Source organism: Streptococcus symci, assembly GCF_006385165.1.
Lineage (GTDB): Bacteria > Bacillota > Bacilli > Lactobacillales > Streptococcaceae > Streptococcus > Streptococcus symci.
The window spans coordinates 748,659-762,616 of sequence record NZ_VFJA01000001.1; the positions used below are offsets into that span (position 1 = coordinate 748,659).

General features: G+C 40.9%; 16 protein-coding genes, 1 pseudogene and 1 other annotated feature. Of the genes and pseudogenes, 14 read left to right on the forward strand and 3 right to left on the reverse strand.

Annotated elements, in window-relative coordinates; genetic code table 11:
- Positions 1 to 16: 16 nt before the first annotated feature.
- The 4 genes from FJN11_RS03605 (at position 17) to FJN11_RS03620 (ending at position 3,891) form a co-directional block, all read left to right on the forward strand.
- Positions 17 to 709, forward strand: coding sequence for a 5'-methylthioadenosine/adenosylhomocysteine nucleosidase (locus FJN11_RS03605; RefSeq protein WP_140224082.1), 693 nt, complete (start codon positions 17 to 19; stop codon positions 707 to 709).
- 76 nt (positions 710 to 785) lie between these two features.
- On the forward strand, positions 786 to 1,277 hold the full coding sequence (rocS, locus tag FJN11_RS03610) for a chromosome segregation protein RocS (protein WP_000021242.1): 492 nt from the start codon (positions 786 to 788) through the stop codon (positions 1,275 to 1,277).
- Positions 1,278 to 1,528: 251 nt separating this feature from the next.
- Positions 1,529 to 2,119 carry a 3'-5' exonuclease gene (locus FJN11_RS03615; RefSeq protein ID WP_140224083.1) on the forward strand — a complete coding sequence of 197 codons (591 nt, stop codon included), beginning with the start codon at positions 1,529 to 1,531 and terminating at the stop codon, positions 2,117 to 2,119.
- Between the two features lie 8 nt (positions 2,120 to 2,127).
- Positions 2,128 to 3,891: a glycerophosphoryl diester phosphodiesterase membrane domain-containing protein gene (locus FJN11_RS03620; protein WP_140224084.1), complete on the forward strand. Its 1,764-nt coding sequence runs from the start codon at positions 2,128 to 2,130 to the stop codon at positions 3,889 to 3,891.
- A 173-nt stretch (positions 3,892 to 4,064) separates the two neighbouring features.
- Here FJN11_RS03620 and FJN11_RS03625 read toward each other — a convergent pair whose 3' ends face one another.
- Positions 4,065 to 5,147: a DEAD/DEAH box helicase gene (locus FJN11_RS03625; RefSeq protein WP_140224085.1), complete on the reverse strand. Its 1,083-nt coding sequence runs from the start codon at positions 5,145 to 5,147 to the stop codon at positions 4,065 to 4,067.
- The gene (locus FJN11_RS03630) at positions 5,144 to 6,121 is read right to left on the reverse strand and encodes a Gfo/Idh/MocA family protein (RefSeq protein WP_140224086.1); all 978 of its coding nucleotides are present in this window, start codon (positions 6,119 to 6,121) and stop codon (positions 5,144 to 5,146) included. The genes FJN11_RS03625 and FJN11_RS03630 overlap by 4 nt, the downstream gene beginning before the upstream one ends.
- 141 nt (positions 6,122 to 6,262) lie before the next feature.
- On the opposite strand from FJN11_RS03630, the gene FJN11_RS03635 reads away from it, so the two are divergent.
- From FJN11_RS03635 to rpmA, 4 genes are all read left to right on the forward strand, one after another.
- The gene (locus FJN11_RS03635) at positions 6,263 to 6,967 is read left to right on the forward strand and encodes a YoaK family protein (RefSeq protein ID WP_080976078.1); all 705 of its coding nucleotides are present in this window, start codon (positions 6,263 to 6,265) and stop codon (positions 6,965 to 6,967) included.
- 58 nt (positions 6,968 to 7,025) lie between these two features.
- Positions 7,026 to 7,113 (forward strand) — a sequence feature (ribosomal protein L21 leader region).
- A 36-nt stretch (positions 7,114 to 7,149) separates the two neighbouring features.
- Positions 7,150 to 7,464, forward strand: a complete 315-nt coding sequence (gene rplU, locus FJN11_RS03640) for a 50S ribosomal protein L21 (protein ID WP_000109141.1) — start codon at positions 7,150 to 7,152, stop codon at positions 7,462 to 7,464.
- A gap of 15 nt (positions 7,465 to 7,479) precedes the next feature.
- Positions 7,480 to 7,824: a ribosomal-processing cysteine protease Prp gene (locus tag FJN11_RS03645; protein ID WP_000613699.1), complete on the forward strand. Its 345-nt coding sequence runs from the start codon at positions 7,480 to 7,482 to the stop codon at positions 7,822 to 7,824.
- Positions 7,825 to 7,840: 16 nt separating this feature from the next.
- Entirely contained in the window at positions 7,841 to 8,134 is a 294-nt protein-coding gene (rpmA, locus tag FJN11_RS03650; protein ID WP_000916509.1) for a 50S ribosomal protein L27, read from the forward strand.
- Between the two features lie 167 nt (positions 8,135 to 8,301).
- Here the strand turns inward: rpmA and FJN11_RS10805 are convergent.
- Positions 8,302 to 8,373: pseudogene (locus FJN11_RS10805) on the reverse strand (AraC family transcriptional regulator); the annotation flags it as partial.
- Here FJN11_RS10805 and FJN11_RS03655 point away from each other — a divergent pair.
- The 6 genes from FJN11_RS03655 to proC all read left to right on the forward strand — a co-directional run bounded on the left by FJN11_RS03655 (position 8,366) and on the right by proC (position 13,904).
- On the forward strand, positions 8,366 to 9,274 hold the full coding sequence (locus FJN11_RS03655) for a LysR family transcriptional regulator (protein WP_001025693.1): 909 nt from the start codon (positions 8,366 to 8,368) through the stop codon (positions 9,272 to 9,274). The pseudogene FJN11_RS10805 and the gene FJN11_RS03655 overlap by 8 nt on opposite strands.
- Complete coding sequence (lspA, locus tag FJN11_RS03660) at positions 9,271 to 9,732, forward strand: signal peptidase II (RefSeq protein WP_004261384.1); 462 nt, start codon at positions 9,271 to 9,273, stop codon at positions 9,730 to 9,732. The genes FJN11_RS03655 and lspA overlap by 4 nt, the downstream gene beginning before the upstream one ends.
- Positions 9,722 to 10,612 (forward strand): RluA family pseudouridine synthase, encoded by an 891-nt coding sequence (locus tag FJN11_RS03665; RefSeq protein WP_140224087.1) that lies wholly within the window; start codon positions 9,722 to 9,724, stop codon positions 10,610 to 10,612. The genes lspA and FJN11_RS03665 overlap by 11 nt, the downstream gene beginning before the upstream one ends.
- A gap of 109 nt (positions 10,613 to 10,721) precedes the next feature.
- Positions 10,722 to 11,831 carry a glutamate 5-kinase gene (gene proB / locus FJN11_RS03670; RefSeq protein ID WP_219853207.1) on the forward strand — a complete coding sequence of 370 codons (1,110 nt, stop codon included), beginning with the start codon at positions 10,722 to 10,724 and terminating at the stop codon, positions 11,829 to 11,831.
- Positions 11,832 to 11,840: 9 nt separating this feature from the next.
- The gene (locus FJN11_RS03675; protein ID WP_140224089.1) at positions 11,841 to 13,103 is read left to right on the forward strand and encodes a glutamate-5-semialdehyde dehydrogenase; all 1,263 of its coding nucleotides are present in this window, start codon (positions 11,841 to 11,843) and stop codon (positions 13,101 to 13,103) included.
- 3 nt (positions 13,104 to 13,106) lie between these two features.
- Positions 13,107 to 13,904, forward strand: coding sequence for a pyrroline-5-carboxylate reductase (proC, locus tag FJN11_RS03680; protein ID WP_140224090.1), 798 nt, complete (start codon positions 13,107 to 13,109; stop codon positions 13,902 to 13,904).
- Positions 13,905 to 13,958: the final 54 nt, after the last annotated feature.

Consider the following 13,958-nt stretch of genomic DNA (forward strand, 5'->3'; position numbering starts at 1 on the left):
TAGAAAAGGAATTGAAATGAAAATAGGAATTATTGCGGCTATGCCAGAAGAACTGGCGTATCTGGTCCAGCATTTAGACAATGCCCAGGAGAAAGTTGTTTTAGGCAATACCTATCACACAGGAACCATTGCTTCTCATAAAGTCGTTCTTGTAGAAAGTGGAATTGGTAAGGTCATGTCTGCTATGAGTGTGGCGATTTTGGCTGATCATTTTCAAGTGGATGCTTTGATTAACACAGGATCAGCTGGGGCAGTAGCAGAAGGTATTGCTGTTGGGGATGTTGTGATTGCTGATAAATTGGCTTATCATGATGTGGATGTCACAGCTTTTGGTTACGCTTATGGACAAATGGCGCAACAACCGCTTTATTTCGAATCAGATAAAACCTTTGTTGCTAAAATCCAAGAGAGTTTATCTCAATTGGACCAGAACTGGCATCTTGGTTTGATTGCTACAGGAGATAGTTTTGTTGCAGGAAATGACAAGATAGAAGTGATTAAGTCCCATTTCCCAGAAGTTTTAGCTGTTGAGATGGAGGGGGCAGCTATTGCTCAGGCAGCGCATGCCCTTAAGCTTCCAGTTTTAGTTATTCGAGCTATGAGTGATAATGCCAACCATGAAGCAAACATCTCTTTTGATGAGTTTATTATCGAAGCTGGACGTCGCTCTGCCCAAGTATTACTAGCTTTTTTGAAGGCCTTAGATTAAGCGAAAATTTGACAGTTTTTCTAGCTTATGATAAGATTTAAGTAAAGAAAAGCTAGAAAACGTTTCAGAGGATATTATGAGTATTGAAATGACCGTCAGTGAGATTGCAGAGGTCTTAGGATTATCTCGCCAAGCAATCAATAACCGTGTCAAAGAATTACCAGAAGAAGACACAGATAAAAATGACAAAGGGGTAACAGTCGTTACCAGAAGTGGCTTGATTAAGCTAGAAGAAATCTATAAAAAAACGATTTTTGAAGATGAGCCTGTCAGTGAAGATGTCAAGCAACGTGAACTGATGGAGATTCTGGTTGATGAGAAGAATGCTGAAATTCTTCGTCTCTATGAACAATTAAAAGCCAAGGATCGTCAGTTATCAGAAAAAGACGAGCAGATGCGTATCAAAGACCGTCAGATTGCTGAGAAAGACAAACAACTCGATCAGCAGCAACAATTGACCCTTCAAGCTATGAAGGATCAAGAAAATCTTAAGCTAGAGCTGGACCAAGCAAAAGAAGAAGTCCAATCAACTAAGAAAGGCTTTTTTGCTCGTTTATTTGGAGGATAATCAAGGAGCTGTTTAGGTTAAATGCTAACCTGATGGCTTCTTTTATTTCTAATAGTATAGTTGCTCAAGTAATACTCAATGAAAATCAAAGAGCAAATTAGGAAACTAGCCGCAGGCTGCTCAAAACACTGTTTTGAGGTTGTGGATAGAACTGACGAAGTCAGTAACATATACCTACGGCAAGGCGACGTTGACGTGGTTTGAATTTGATTTTCGAAGAGTATAAAATAACAGTATAGGAGAGGTAGAAAATGGAACGATTAGAAGATTACATTGCTTTTGACTTAGAATTTAATCAGCATGAAGGACAAACACACTTGATTCAAGTATCGGCAGTGCGTTTTAGAGATGGTCAGGAAATCGATGCCTATGATTCCTATGTTCATACCAATGTGCCTCTAAAAAGTTTTATCAATGGTTTGACTGGGATTACGGCTGAGACCTTAAAAGATGCTCCTCCAGTGGAGAAAGCCATAAAAGAATTCCAAGAATTTGTGGGTTCTTTACCCATGGTAGGTTACAATTCTGCTAAAAGTGATTTGCCTATTCTAGCAGAGCATGGTTTAGACTATAGCCAGCAGTATAAGGTGGATTTGTACGATGAAGCTTTTGAACGTCGTAGTTCAGATTTACATGGTATTGCTAATCTCAAGTTGCAAACTGTTGCCTCATTTCTTGGATTTCAAGGTCAGTCTCATAATAGCTTAGAGGATGCACGTATGACGGCGCGTGTTTACGAGTCCTTTCTAGAGTCGGATCAAGCTAGAGAATTGTTAGGGGCAGAAAGTAGCCTCTCGAATAATCCTTTTGGAGGCTTGGACTTGTCTCAATTATTTGACTAGGAGTACCTATGAAACCTGAAAAACCTAAAAATCTAGGTTTTAAGCAGATATACTTTAATCTAGATAAAATTCTCTTTCTTTTTTTCTTGACTTTCATGATGATTGAGTTTGTCTGGTTACCATCAAATTCTTGGATTGCTGGACTTTTGCTCCGTCAGACAGGCTATCTCTTTCTTTCTTACAATAATATTTTTGCAATTATAACGGGTTCACCCTTTATTAGTCTTGCTTTATTTGTTCTGGTAATTGTTAATTTATTGGTCGCCTATTACCAGATAGGACTTCTCTTTATTGGTGCTCGGCATTTATTATGTCATGAAAAGAGAACCTTGCTAGAGTACAGTCGCAAGGTCTTTCACCAAAGTTTCTTATTTATGAAGCAAGTGACGTTTGCCAAGATAGCCTTTATCTTCTTTTATGTCATGATGCTCTTTCCATTGATTCGAAAGATTTTAAAGATTTATTACCTCAATAAAATCGTCATTCCGGACTTTATCGTTGATTATGTGGAAGACAAGTATTGGCTAGTAGGTATAGTGGTTACTATTCTGGCTTTACTTCTATTTTACATCTCAGTGCGTTTCATGTTTGCCCTACCTCAGCTTTTATTTGAGAAGAAAACAGTCAAAGAAGCAGTCAGATACAGTCTAGAGAAGACAAAAAATCACTCCTGGTTTTATATTTGGAACTTGCTTTGGATTATCGTCAAAACCTACCTATTTTTCATTCTTTTATTGATTCCAATCTTGGCAAGTCAGGCACTGATGGATGGTTTGACCCATAAGGAATCTCTTGTGCTGGGAATTATCAACTTTGTTTTAATAAAGAATTTTCACTATATGGCCTTGACTTATTTTCTCATTAAGTTTGTTTCCTTCTTAACAGGAGAAGAATTAGAAATCACACCAAGGAGAAAGAAAGACCACTGGATGAGATGGGGAGTGATGGGATGTGCTGGTATCTTTTTCGCTCTTGAGGGTTATGTTTATTTAGAAGCTCCAGTTGCCAATAAACCTTTGATTATCTCTCACAGGGGAGTATCTAATAAGAATGGAGTGCAAAATACAGTCCAATCTCTAGAAAGGACAGCCCAACTAGGTCCAGACTTTGTTGAGACGGATGTTCAGGAAACAAAAGATGGTCAGTTTGTCATGATGCATGATGCCAATATCAAGAATCTGACAGGAGTTAATGCCAATCCACAGGATCTAACTTTGAAAGAATTAACCAAACTCGATATTTCAGAAAATGGTTATCATAGCAAGGTGTCCAGTTTTGATGACTATCTCAATAAAGCCAATGAATTGCATCAAAAACTTCTTATTGAGATTAAAACCAGTCGAAAAGATAGCCCAGATATGATGAAACGCTTTATGGAAAAATATGGAACGGTTCTTAAGCAGAATGGTCACCAAATGCAATCCTTGGACTACCATGTGATTGATCAGGTTTTAGCCTACGATCCTCAAATTCCAATCTATTTCATTCTACCTTATAATAGTATTTTTCCAAGAACCAAGGCTACAGGTTATACCATGGAGTATTCAACTTTAGATGAAAATTTTGTCAACAAGCTTTGGAATACGGATCAGAAATTGTACGTTTGGACCATCAATAGTTCAGAGTCCTTTGATAAATCAGTTCATTTGGGAGCAGATGGAATGATAACAGATGACTTGGAAATGATTCAAGATCAGGTTTCCATTGCCCAAGAAGACCCAGAGTATACTGATTTGCTTTTCAAACAGGCTATGGAATTCTTTAATTTTTAGTAAGCAAAAAGAGCCTGAGACAAAATAGTTCTCAACCACAAAAAAGCAACGGCAAATACGTTGCTTTTTTGGAGATAAGGGACTATTGGCCTAGGCTCAGTCTTGAGATAAGGTCCTTAGAAACTCGTATTCTGAGGATTTTATTTTAAATCAGAGGTTGGCTCTCGCCAAGCTTATTTAATATAGAGTTCTTGATTTTTTAGGACAATTTCTCGTACACTTGTAAACTTTTTGAGTTTTTTGATTTCTTCTGGATGAGTGACGAGAGTAATAACATAACCTTCCTTGCCCATACGACCAGTACGGCCAGCACGGTGAGTGTAGGTTTCACTATCTCTAGGAACATCAAAGTTTACGACGCATTCTAGACTATCGATATCAATTCCACGAGCCAAAAGGTCTGTTGCGAGAAGTAGGGTTAGTTGCTTGTCTTTAAACTTTTCTAAGATAACTTTTCTAAATTTAACATTGACATCACTAGCGAGGGAAACAGCTAAGATATCCCGATACTGTAATTTTTCCTCTGCGCTTCCAAGGTCTGATAGGCTGTTAAAGAAGACCAGACCGCGGAAATCCTCCACATGAGCCAGTTTTCGTAGCATATCCACTCTGTGACGTTGATCTACCTGCATGTAGAAGTGTTGGATGTTGTCCAATTTTTGGTTAGAAAGATCAATGGTACGTGTGTTAGGCGCAATTTTTTCTTTGTTAAACTTGGTCGTCGCACTCATATAGACAAGTTGGTGGTCACGAGGTGCGTAGTGAGTAATTTTCTCGACAAAGTGTATCTGAGAATCATCGAGCAATTGGTCAAATTCATCTAGAATGATGGTTTCCACATTCATCATCTTGATTTTTTTTAATTTAATGAGTTCAAAGATACGGCCAGGAGTTCCAATCAGAATTTCTGGTCCTTTTTTTAGACGTTCAATCTGGCGTTTCTGACTCGAACCTGATAAGAAGAGTTGGGCAGTCAAGCCGATAGCTTCTGACCACGTTTTACATACGTCAAAAATCTGTCCAGCAAGCTCCGTATTTGGTGCTAGAATCAAGAGTTGCTGCGCTTTTTTCTTTTGTAGTCTGAGAAGACTTGGTAGAAGGTAAGCTAGGGTCTTACCAGTTCCTGTTGGGCTCACTCCTAGGAGGTTTTCTCCAGCAAGAAGGGGCTCAAATAGTTGAGTTTGAATGGGGGTGAATTCTTGGAAACCGAGTTGGTCACTCAGTTCTTGCCATTCAGTCGGTAGTTTGGTTTTCATTTTTCTGCCTCAAATCTAATGCCAGCAGTCTGGCGCATAGTATATAGTAGCTTATGAACTGAACTTGCATCTTCCAGCCAAGTTTGGTAGAGATTCAGATCTGGTTGCTGGATCATGTGTGCAAATGCAGCGACTTCCTCAGTCATCGTATGAGGAGCCTGTTGGATAGGGAGCTGGACTTGATTTCCTTGGTGGTCTGTAAAAATAGCTGAGCGGATATGCTCGATGGTGTTGAGGGTCAAGGTTCCATCTGTCGTATAAATTTCGCAAGGAAGATTGGAAGTGATGTTTTTCCCAGCTTTTATATGAATTTGAAAGTCAGGGTAGAAGAGGATGCCATCGCCATTTAGGTCAATACTATTGTCAAGCTGTTGTCCTTGATAGGTCGCGTCTTGAGCTTTTCCAAAGAGACGAACGGTAGCGTAGAGGGGATAAATCCCCAAATCCATAAGAGCTCCACCAGCAAAACGGTCTGAAAAGACATTTGGTGTCTGACCAGCCAACAAGTCAGGCATCTTGGAAGAATACTTGGCATAGTTGAAATCTGCTCCCAAAATTTGTTTGTCTGCTAAAAAGTTTTTGATAGTAGTAAAAGCTTCTTCGTGGTAATTACGAGCTGCTTCGAAGATAAAACAGTGATTTTTCTCAGCTGTTTGAACCAAATCCAGCCATTCTTGTGGTTGAGTGACAGCTGGCTTTTCAAGAATGACATGTTTTCCAGCAGATAATGCAACTTTTGCCTGAGCAAAATGCAAGGAGTTTGGACTAGCAATATAGACAACATCAAAGGAGCTCTTGAAGAAGTCCTCTAATTGATCAAAGAGTTGGATATCTTGATAGCGAGAAGCAAAGGTTGCCGCAGTTTCTAGTCTTCTAGAATAGACTGCGACCAGCTTGTATTCTCGACTGGAATGGGCTGCTTCTATGAAGTGGTGGCTGATAGCCCCTGTTCCGATGACACCTAATTTAAGCATAGTTACTCCTTTTCCGATTTCAAATCCTTCTTTCATTATAACATAGATAGACAGGACTATCCAACAGAGGGGAAAAAATTTCAAATAAGCTACTAGGTCTTTTCCAAAGAAAGTGGTACAATAATGAGATGAGTAAATGAAATGGGAGGGAAAATGAGGTTATTACCTATAAGAAAAATATCACGTCAGTCTAAGAGGCTAGCGCTTTTTTTGACTTTTTGTGCAGGATATGTAGATGCCTATACGTTTATTGTGCGAGGGAATACTCTTGTAGCTGGACAAACTGGGAATGTAGTCTTTCTTTCAGTGGGACTCATTCAACAGAATGTGTCAGATGCCAGTGCGAAAGTAATGACCTTGCTAGCTTTTATGATGGGGGTCTTTTTATTAACTGTTTATAAGGAAAAATTGAGAATTGTGAAAAAGCCCATTCTGTCATTGCTTCCTTTAGCAATCTTATCAATCATTATTGGTTTTGTGCCGCAGACTGTAGATAATATCTATCTAGTACCGCCCTTGGCCTTCTGTATGGGATTGGTGACAACTGCTTTTGGAGAAGTGTCGGGTATTGCCTATAATAACGCTTTTATGACAGGGAATATCAAACGGACCATGCTAGCTTTTGGAGATTATTTTAGGACCAAGCACACACCATTTTTACGTGAAGGATTCATATTTGTTAGCCTGCTTAGTAGTTTTGTCCTTGGCGTTGTCTTTTCAGCCTATTTGACGATTTTCTATCATGAAAAGACCATTCTTGGTGTTCCTATTATGATGAGCATCTTTTACCTCAGCATGCTTTTTGCCTCTTGGCGAAAAAAAGTAAAAGAAAAAGCTTCATTTTAGGTGTTATTACTTGTAAGAAAATAGGAGATATGCTATACTTGAAGAGTTGACTATGCACAATCCTGTGCAACCGCACGAACATCGTTGCTTGATTATTCAAGTTTAAGTGGTTCGTCCCACGATACTAGGCGAGTCTTCACAAAAAATTCGGGGAAACCCATAAAAATCATAGGAGGTGCATAATGAGCACATACGCAATTATCAAAACTGGCGGAAAACAAGTTAAAGTTGAAGTTGGTCAAGCAGTTTACGTTGAAAAATTGAACGTTGAAGCTGGTCAAGAAGTTACTTTTAACGAAGTTGTTCTTGTTGGTGGTGAAAACACTGTTGTCGGAACTCCACTTGTTGCTGGAGCTACTGTAGTTGGAACTGTTGAAAAACAAGGAAAACAAAAGAAAGTTGTTACTTACAAGTACAAACCTAAAAAAGGTAGCCATCGTAAACAAGGTCACCGTCAACCATATACAAAAGTTGTCATCAACGCAATCAACGCTTAATTTTAAGGAGAACACATGATACAAGCAGTCTTTGAGAGAGCCGAAGATGGCGAGCTGAGGAGTGCGGAAATTACTGGACACGCCGAGAGTGGCGAATACGGCTTAGATGTCGTGTGTGCATCGGTTTCTACGCTTGCCATTAACTTTATCAATTCTATTGAGAAATTTGCAGGCTATGAACCAATCCTAGAATTAAACGAAGATGAAGGTGGCTATCTGATGGTTGAAATTCCAAAAGATCTTCCTTCACACCAGAGAGAAATGACCCAGTTATTCTTTGAATCATTTTTCTTAGGTATGGCAAACTTATCGGAGAACTCTTCTGAGTTCGTCCAAACCAGAGTTATCACAGAAAACTAACACGGAGGAAAACATTATGTTAAAAATGACTCTTAACAACTTGCAACTTTTCGCCCACAAAAAAGGTGGAGGTTCTACATCAAACGGACGTGATTCACAAGCGAAACGTCTTGGAGCTAAAGCAGCTGACGGACAAACTGTAACAGGTGGATCAATCCTTTACCGTCAACGTGGTACACACATCTATCCAGGTGTAAACGTTGGTCGTGGTGGAGACGATACTTTGTTCGCTAAAGTTGAAGGCGTAGTACGCTTTGAACGTAAAGGACGCGATAAAAAACAAGTTTCTGTTTACCCAATCGCTAAATAAAAAGGTCCAGTGAACCTTTTTATGCCGAGCCTTGAAGTATAAAGGCGAGGAAGCTAGAAACAGCTTAAAATAAGGCTTTCCGAGTTTTCGGAGAGCCTCTTTTTTTGTTTTGATACCCATGATTTTTTTCGTTTTTAGTGTAGATGAATTTTATGAGTGACATTATTTTTCTTCGATGGAAAACTTCTAAAATATGGTATAATGAAAAGATAAAGAAGTTGGGGGTAGAAGATGAACATTCAACAATTACGCTATGTTGTTGCCATTGCCAATAGTGGTACTTTTCGTGAAGCTGCTGAGAAGATGTATGTTAGTCAGCCGAGTCTGTCCATTTCTGTTCGTGATTTGGAAAAAGAGTTGGGTTTTAAGATTTTCCGTCGGACCAGCTCAGGGACTTTCTTGACTCGTCGTGGTATGGAATTCTATGAAAAAGCGCAAGAATTGGTTAAAGGATTTGATATTTTTCAAAATCAGTATGCTAATCCTGAGGAAGAAAAGGATGAATTTTCCATTGCCAGTCAGCACTATGACTTCTTGCCACCAACCATTACGGCCTTTTCAGAGCGCTATCCTGATTACAAAAATTTCCGTATTTTTGAGTCTACTACAGTTCAAATACTTGATGAAGTAGCTCAGGGGCATAGTGAGATTGGAATTATCTACCTCAACAATCAAAATAAAAAGGGGATCATGCAACGGGTTGAAAAGCTAGGCCTTGAGGTCATTGAATTGATTCCCTTTCATACCCATATTTATCTTCGTGAAGGGCATCCTTTAGCCCAGAAAGAGGAATTGGTCATGGAGGATTTAGCTGATTTACCAACGGTTCGTTTTACTCAAGAGAAAGACGAGTACCTTTATTATTCAGAGAATTTTGTTGATACCAGTGCGAGCTCACAGATGTTCAATGTGACAGACCGTGCTACTTTGAATGGTATTTTGGAGCGGACGGACGCCTATGCGACAGGTTCTGGATTTTTAGATAGTGATAGTGTCAATGGCATTACAGTTATTCGCCTCAAGGATAACCTAGATAATCGCATGGTCTATGTCAAACGTGAGGAAGTGGAACTTAGTCAAGCTGGGACTCTCTTCGTAGAAGTCATGCAAGAATATTTTGATCAAAAGAGGAAATCATGAAAAAAAGAGGAATAGTGGCAGTCATTGTACTGCTTTTGATTGGGCTGGATCAGTTAGTCAAATCCTATATCGTCCAGCAGATTCCATTGGGTGAGGTTCGCTCTTGGATTCCCAATTTCGTTAGCTTGACCTATCTGCAAAATCGAGGGGCAGCCTTTTCTATCTTACAAGATCAGCAGTTGTTATTTGCTGTCATTACTCTGGTTGTCGTGGTAGGTGCCATCTGGTATCTACATAAACACATGGAGGACTCACTTTGGATGGTCTTGGGTTTGACTTTGATCATTGCAGGTGGTCTTGGAAATTTTATTGACAGGGTGAGTCAGGGCTTTGTTGTGGATATGTTTCATGTGGACTTTATCAATTTTGCAATTTTCAATGTGGCAGATAGCTATCTGACGGTTGGAGTGATTATTTTATTGATTGCAATGCTAAAAGAGGAAATAAATGGAAATTAAAATTGAAACTGGTGGCCTGCGTTTGGATAAGGCTTTGTCAGATTTGACAGAATTATCACGTAGTCTCGCGAATGAACAAATCAAATCAGGCCAGGTCTTGGTCAATGGTCAAGTCAAGAAAGCTAAATACACTGTCCAAGAGGGCGATGTCGTCACTTACCATGTGCCAGAGCCGGAGGTCTTAGAGTATGTGGCTGAGAATCTTCCGTTAGAAATCATCTACCAAGATGAGGATGTGGCTGTCGTTAACAAACCTCAGGGGATGGTTGTGCATCCGAGTGCTGGTCATACTTGTGGAACTCTGGTAAATGCCCTCATGTACCATATCAAGGACTTGTCGGGTATCAATGGGGTTCTGCGTCCAGGAATTGTTCACCGTATTGATAAGGATACGTCAGGCCTTCTCATGATTGCTAAAAACGATGAGGCGCATCTAGCACTTGCCCAAGAACTGAAGGATAAAAAGTCTCTCCGCAAATATTGGGCGATTGTTCATGGAAATCTGCCTAATGATCGTGGTGTCATTGAAGCTCCGATTGGCCGTAGTGAAAAAGACCGTAAGAAACAGGCTGTGACTGCTAAAGGGAAGCCTGCAGTGACACGTTTTCAAGTCTTGGAACGCTTTGGTGATTATAGTTTAGTGGAGCTGCAGTTGGAAACAGGCCGCACCCATCAAATCCGTGTTCACATGGCTTATATTGGCCATCCAGTCGCTGGGGATGAAGTATATGGTCCTCGCAAGACTTTGAAAGGACATGGACAATTTCTTCATGCCAAGACTCTAGGATTTACGCATCCACGAACAGGTGAGACCTTGGAATTTACAGCAGATATCCCAGAGATTTTTAAGGAAACCTTGGAGAGATTGAGAAAGAATTAGATTTGATAAAAGGTTGAGATGACTTGTCTCGACCTTTTTCCTATCAACTCTTTTCTATTTCCTGCCATTCATGTTATAATGGATAAATATGAAGAATCGGAGTGAGACTATGAAATTCAAACGGATTGTCTTTAAGGTGGGGACTTCTTCTCTGACGAATGAGGATGGAAGTTTATCACGTAGTAAAGTAAAAGCTATTACCCAACAGTTGGCTATGCTGCACGAGGCTGGTCATGAATTGATTTTGGTGTCGTCAGGTGCCATTGCGGCTGGTTTTGGGGCCTTAGGATTTAAAAAGCGTCCGACTAAGATTGCTGATAAACAGGCTTCAGCAGCGGTAGGACAAGGACTTTTGTTGGAAGAATACACGACCAATCTTCTCTTGCGCCAAATCGTTTCTGCACAAATTTTGCTGACTCAGGATGATTTTGTGGATAAGCGCCGTTATAAAAATGCCCATCAGGCTTTGTCGGTTTTACTCAACCGTGGCGCGATTCCTATTATCAATGAGAATGACAGTGTCGTTATTGATGAGCTCAAGGTCGGGGACAATGACACTCTAAGTGCTCAGGTAGCAGCCATGGTCCAAGCAGACCTTTTGGTCCTCTTGACAGACGTAGACGGTCTCTATACTGGAAATCCTAATTCAGACCCAAGAGCCAAACGCTTGGAGAAAATCGAGACTATCAATCGTGAGATTATTGATATGGCCGGTGGAGCTGGCTCTTCAAACGGAACTGGGGGCATGCTAACAAAAATCAAAGCTGCCACTATTGCGACAGAATCAGGAGTTCCTGTTTATATCTGCTCATCCTTGAAGTCAGATGCCATGATTGAGGCAGCTGAGGAGACCAAGGATGGTTCCTACTTTGTTGCTCAAGAGAAGGGACTTCGTACCCAGAAACAATGGCTGGCCTTTTATGCTCAGAGTCAAGGTTCTATTTGGGTTGATAAAGGTGCTGCAGAAGCTCTCTCTCAACATGGCAAGAGTCTCCTTTTATCTGGTATTGTTGACGCAGAAGGAGCCTTTTCTTACGGTGATATCGTGACAGTATTTGACAAGGAAAGTGGAAAATCACTTGGAAAAGGGCGTGTGCAATTTGGTGCATCTGCTTTGGAGGATATGTTGCGTTCTCAAAAAGCCAAGGGAGTCTTGATTCACCGTGATGACTGGATTTCCATTACTCCTGAAATCCAACTACTCTTTACAGAATTTTAGAGGTAAACTATGGTAAGTACACAAGAACAATTTGAACAGGTACAGGCTGTTAAAAAATCGATCAACACAGCTAGTGAAGAGGTGAAAAACCAAGCCTTGCTAGCCATGGCTGATCACTTATTAGCAGCTACTGAGGAGATTTTAGTGGCAAATGCCCTCGATATGGAAGTGGCCAAGGGTAAAATCTCAGATGTGATGCTGGATCGTCTTTATTTGGATGCAAGTCGTATAGAAGCGATGGCAACTGGGATTCGTGAAGTGGTTGCTTTACCAGATCCAATCGGTGAAGTTTTAGAAACCAATCAGCTTGAAAATGGTTTGGTTATCACAAAGAAACGGGTGGCTATGGGGGTTATCGGTATTATCTATGAAAGCCGTCCAAATGTGACGTCTGATGCGGCTGCTTTGGCTCTTAAAAGTGGAAATGCAGTTGTTCTTCGTAGTGGTAAGGATGCCTATCAAACAGCCTATGCCATTGTCACAGCTTTGAAGAAGGGCTTGGAGACGACTACTATTCATCCAGATGTGATTCAACTAGTGGAAGATACCAGCCGTGAAAGCAGCTATGCCATGATGAAGGCAAAGGGCTATCTAGACCTTCTCATTCCTCGTGGAGGAGCTGGTTTGATCAATGCTGTGGTTGAAAATGCTATCGTACCTGTTATCGAGACAGGAACTGGGATTGTCCATGTCTATGTGGATAAGGATGCAGACGAAGACAAGGCACTGTCTATCATCAACAATGCTAAAACCAGTCGTCCTTCTGTTTGTAATGCCATGGAGGTTCTGCTGGTTCATGAAGACAAAGCAGCAAGCTTCCTTCCTCGTTTGGAGAAAGTGCTAGTTGCAGATCGAAAAGAAGCTGGACTGGAACCAATTCAATTCCGCTTGGATGAAAAAGCAAGTCAGTTTGTTTCAGGTCACGCAGCTGAGGCCCAAGACTTTGACACCGAGTTCTTAGACTATGTATTAGCTATTAAGGTTGTGAGCAGTTTAGAAGAAGCGGTTGCCCATATTGAGGCTCACAGTACCCATCATTCGGATGCTATTGTGACGGAAAATGCTGAAGCTGCAGCTTACTTTACAGATCAAGTGGACTCTGCAGCGGTTTATATCAATGCCTCAACTCGTTTTACCGATGGTGGCCAATTTGGTCTGGGTTGTGAAATGGGGATTTCTACTCAGAAATTGCACGCGCGTGGTCCAATGGGCTTGAAGGAGTTGACTAGCTACAAGTATGTGGTTACTGGTGACGGACAGATAAGGGAGTAAGAGATGAAGATTGGATTTATCGGTTTGGGGAATATGGGAGCTAGTTTAGCCAAGGCTGTTTTGCAGGCTAAGACGGGTGATGACCTTCTCCTTGCCAATCGTAGTCAAGCCAAGGTGGATGCTTTCATTGCAGACTTTGGTGGTCAGGCTTCTAGCAATGAAGAAATTTTCGCAGAAGCAGATGTGATTTTTCTAGGAGTGAAGCCTGCTCAGTTCTCAGACTTGCTTTCTCAATACCAGACCATCCTTGAAAAAAGAGAAAGTCTTCTTTTGATTTCGATGGCAGCTGGATTGACATTAGAAAAACTTGCTAGTCTTATCCCAAGTCAACACCGAATTATTCGTATGATGCCTAATACCCCTGCTTCTATCGGACAAGGAGTGATTAGTTATGCCTTGTCTTCTAATTGCAGGGCTGAGGACAGTGAGCTCTTTTGTCAGCTTTTAACTAAGGCTGGTCTCTTGGTTGAACTTGGGGAAGGCTTAATCGATGCAGCGACAGGTCTTGCAGGGTGTGGACCAGCCTTTGTCTATCTCTTTATTGAGGCCTTGGCAGATGCAGGTGTTCAGACAGGATTACCACGAGAAATAGCATTGAAAATGGCAGCTCAAACTGTGGTAGGAGCTGGTCAATTGGTCCTAGAAACCCAAGAGCATCCTGGAGTATTGAAAGACCAAGTCTGTAGCCCAGGCGGTTCGACTATCGCTGGTGTAGCAAGCCTAGAAGCACATGCTTTTCGAGGAACAGTCATGGATGCAGTTGGTCAAGCCTACAAACGAACACAAGAATTAGGTAAATAAGAGGTAGTTTTATCTGCCTCTTTTATGGTGGTTGAAATGAGAAGAAAAAAAGAT

Bases quoted from the DNA above. Each gene is read 5' to 3' on its own strand.
- FJN11_RS03630 (WP_140224086.1), bottom strand. From the start codon at position 6,121: ATGCTTAAATTAGGTGTCATCGGAACAGGGGCTATCAGCCACCACTTC.
- FJN11_RS03605 (WP_140224082.1), top strand. From the start codon at position 17: ATGAAAATAGGAATTATTGCGGCTATGCCAGAAGAACTGGCGTATCTG.
- FJN11_RS03655 (WP_001025693.1), top strand. From the start codon at position 8,366: ATGAACATTCAACAATTACGCTATGTTGTTGCCATTGCCAATAGTGGT.
- FJN11_RS03665 (WP_140224087.1), top strand. From the start codon at position 9,722: ATGGAAATTAAAATTGAAACTGGTGGCCTGCGTTTGGATAAGGCTTTG.
- rplU (WP_000109141.1), top strand. From the start codon at position 7,150: ATGAGCACATACGCAATTATCAAAACTGGCGGAAAACAAGTTAAAGTT.
- rocS (WP_000021242.1), top strand. From the start codon at position 786: ATGAGTATTGAAATGACCGTCAGTGAGATTGCAGAGGTCTTAGGATTA.
- FJN11_RS03645 (WP_000613699.1), top strand. From the start codon at position 7,480: ATGATACAAGCAGTCTTTGAGAGAGCCGAAGATGGCGAGCTGAGGAGT.
- FJN11_RS03635 (WP_080976078.1), top strand. From the start codon at position 6,263: ATGGGAGGGAAAATGAGGTTATTACCTATAAGAAAAATATCACGTCAG.
- FJN11_RS03615 (WP_140224083.1), top strand. From the start codon at position 1,529: ATGGAACGATTAGAAGATTACATTGCTTTTGACTTAGAATTTAATCAG.
- FJN11_RS03625 (WP_140224085.1), bottom strand. From the start codon at position 5,147: ATGAAAACCAAACTACCGACTGAATGGCAAGAACTGAGTGACCAACTC.
- proC (WP_140224090.1), top strand. From the start codon at position 13,107: ATGAAGATTGGATTTATCGGTTTGGGGAATATGGGAGCTAGTTTAGCC.
- FJN11_RS03675 (WP_140224089.1), top strand. From the start codon at position 11,841: ATGGTAAGTACACAAGAACAATTTGAACAGGTACAGGCTGTTAAAAAA.
- rpmA (WP_000916509.1), top strand. From the start codon at position 7,841: ATGTTAAAAATGACTCTTAACAACTTGCAACTTTTCGCCCACAAAAAA.
- lspA (WP_004261384.1), top strand. From the start codon at position 9,271: ATGAAAAAAAGAGGAATAGTGGCAGTCATTGTACTGCTTTTGATTGGG.
- FJN11_RS03620 (WP_140224084.1), top strand. From the start codon at position 2,128: ATGAAACCTGAAAAACCTAAAAATCTAGGTTTTAAGCAGATATACTTT.
- proB (WP_219853207.1), top strand. From the start codon at position 10,722: ATGAAATTCAAACGGATTGTCTTTAAGGTGGGGACTTCTTCTCTGACG.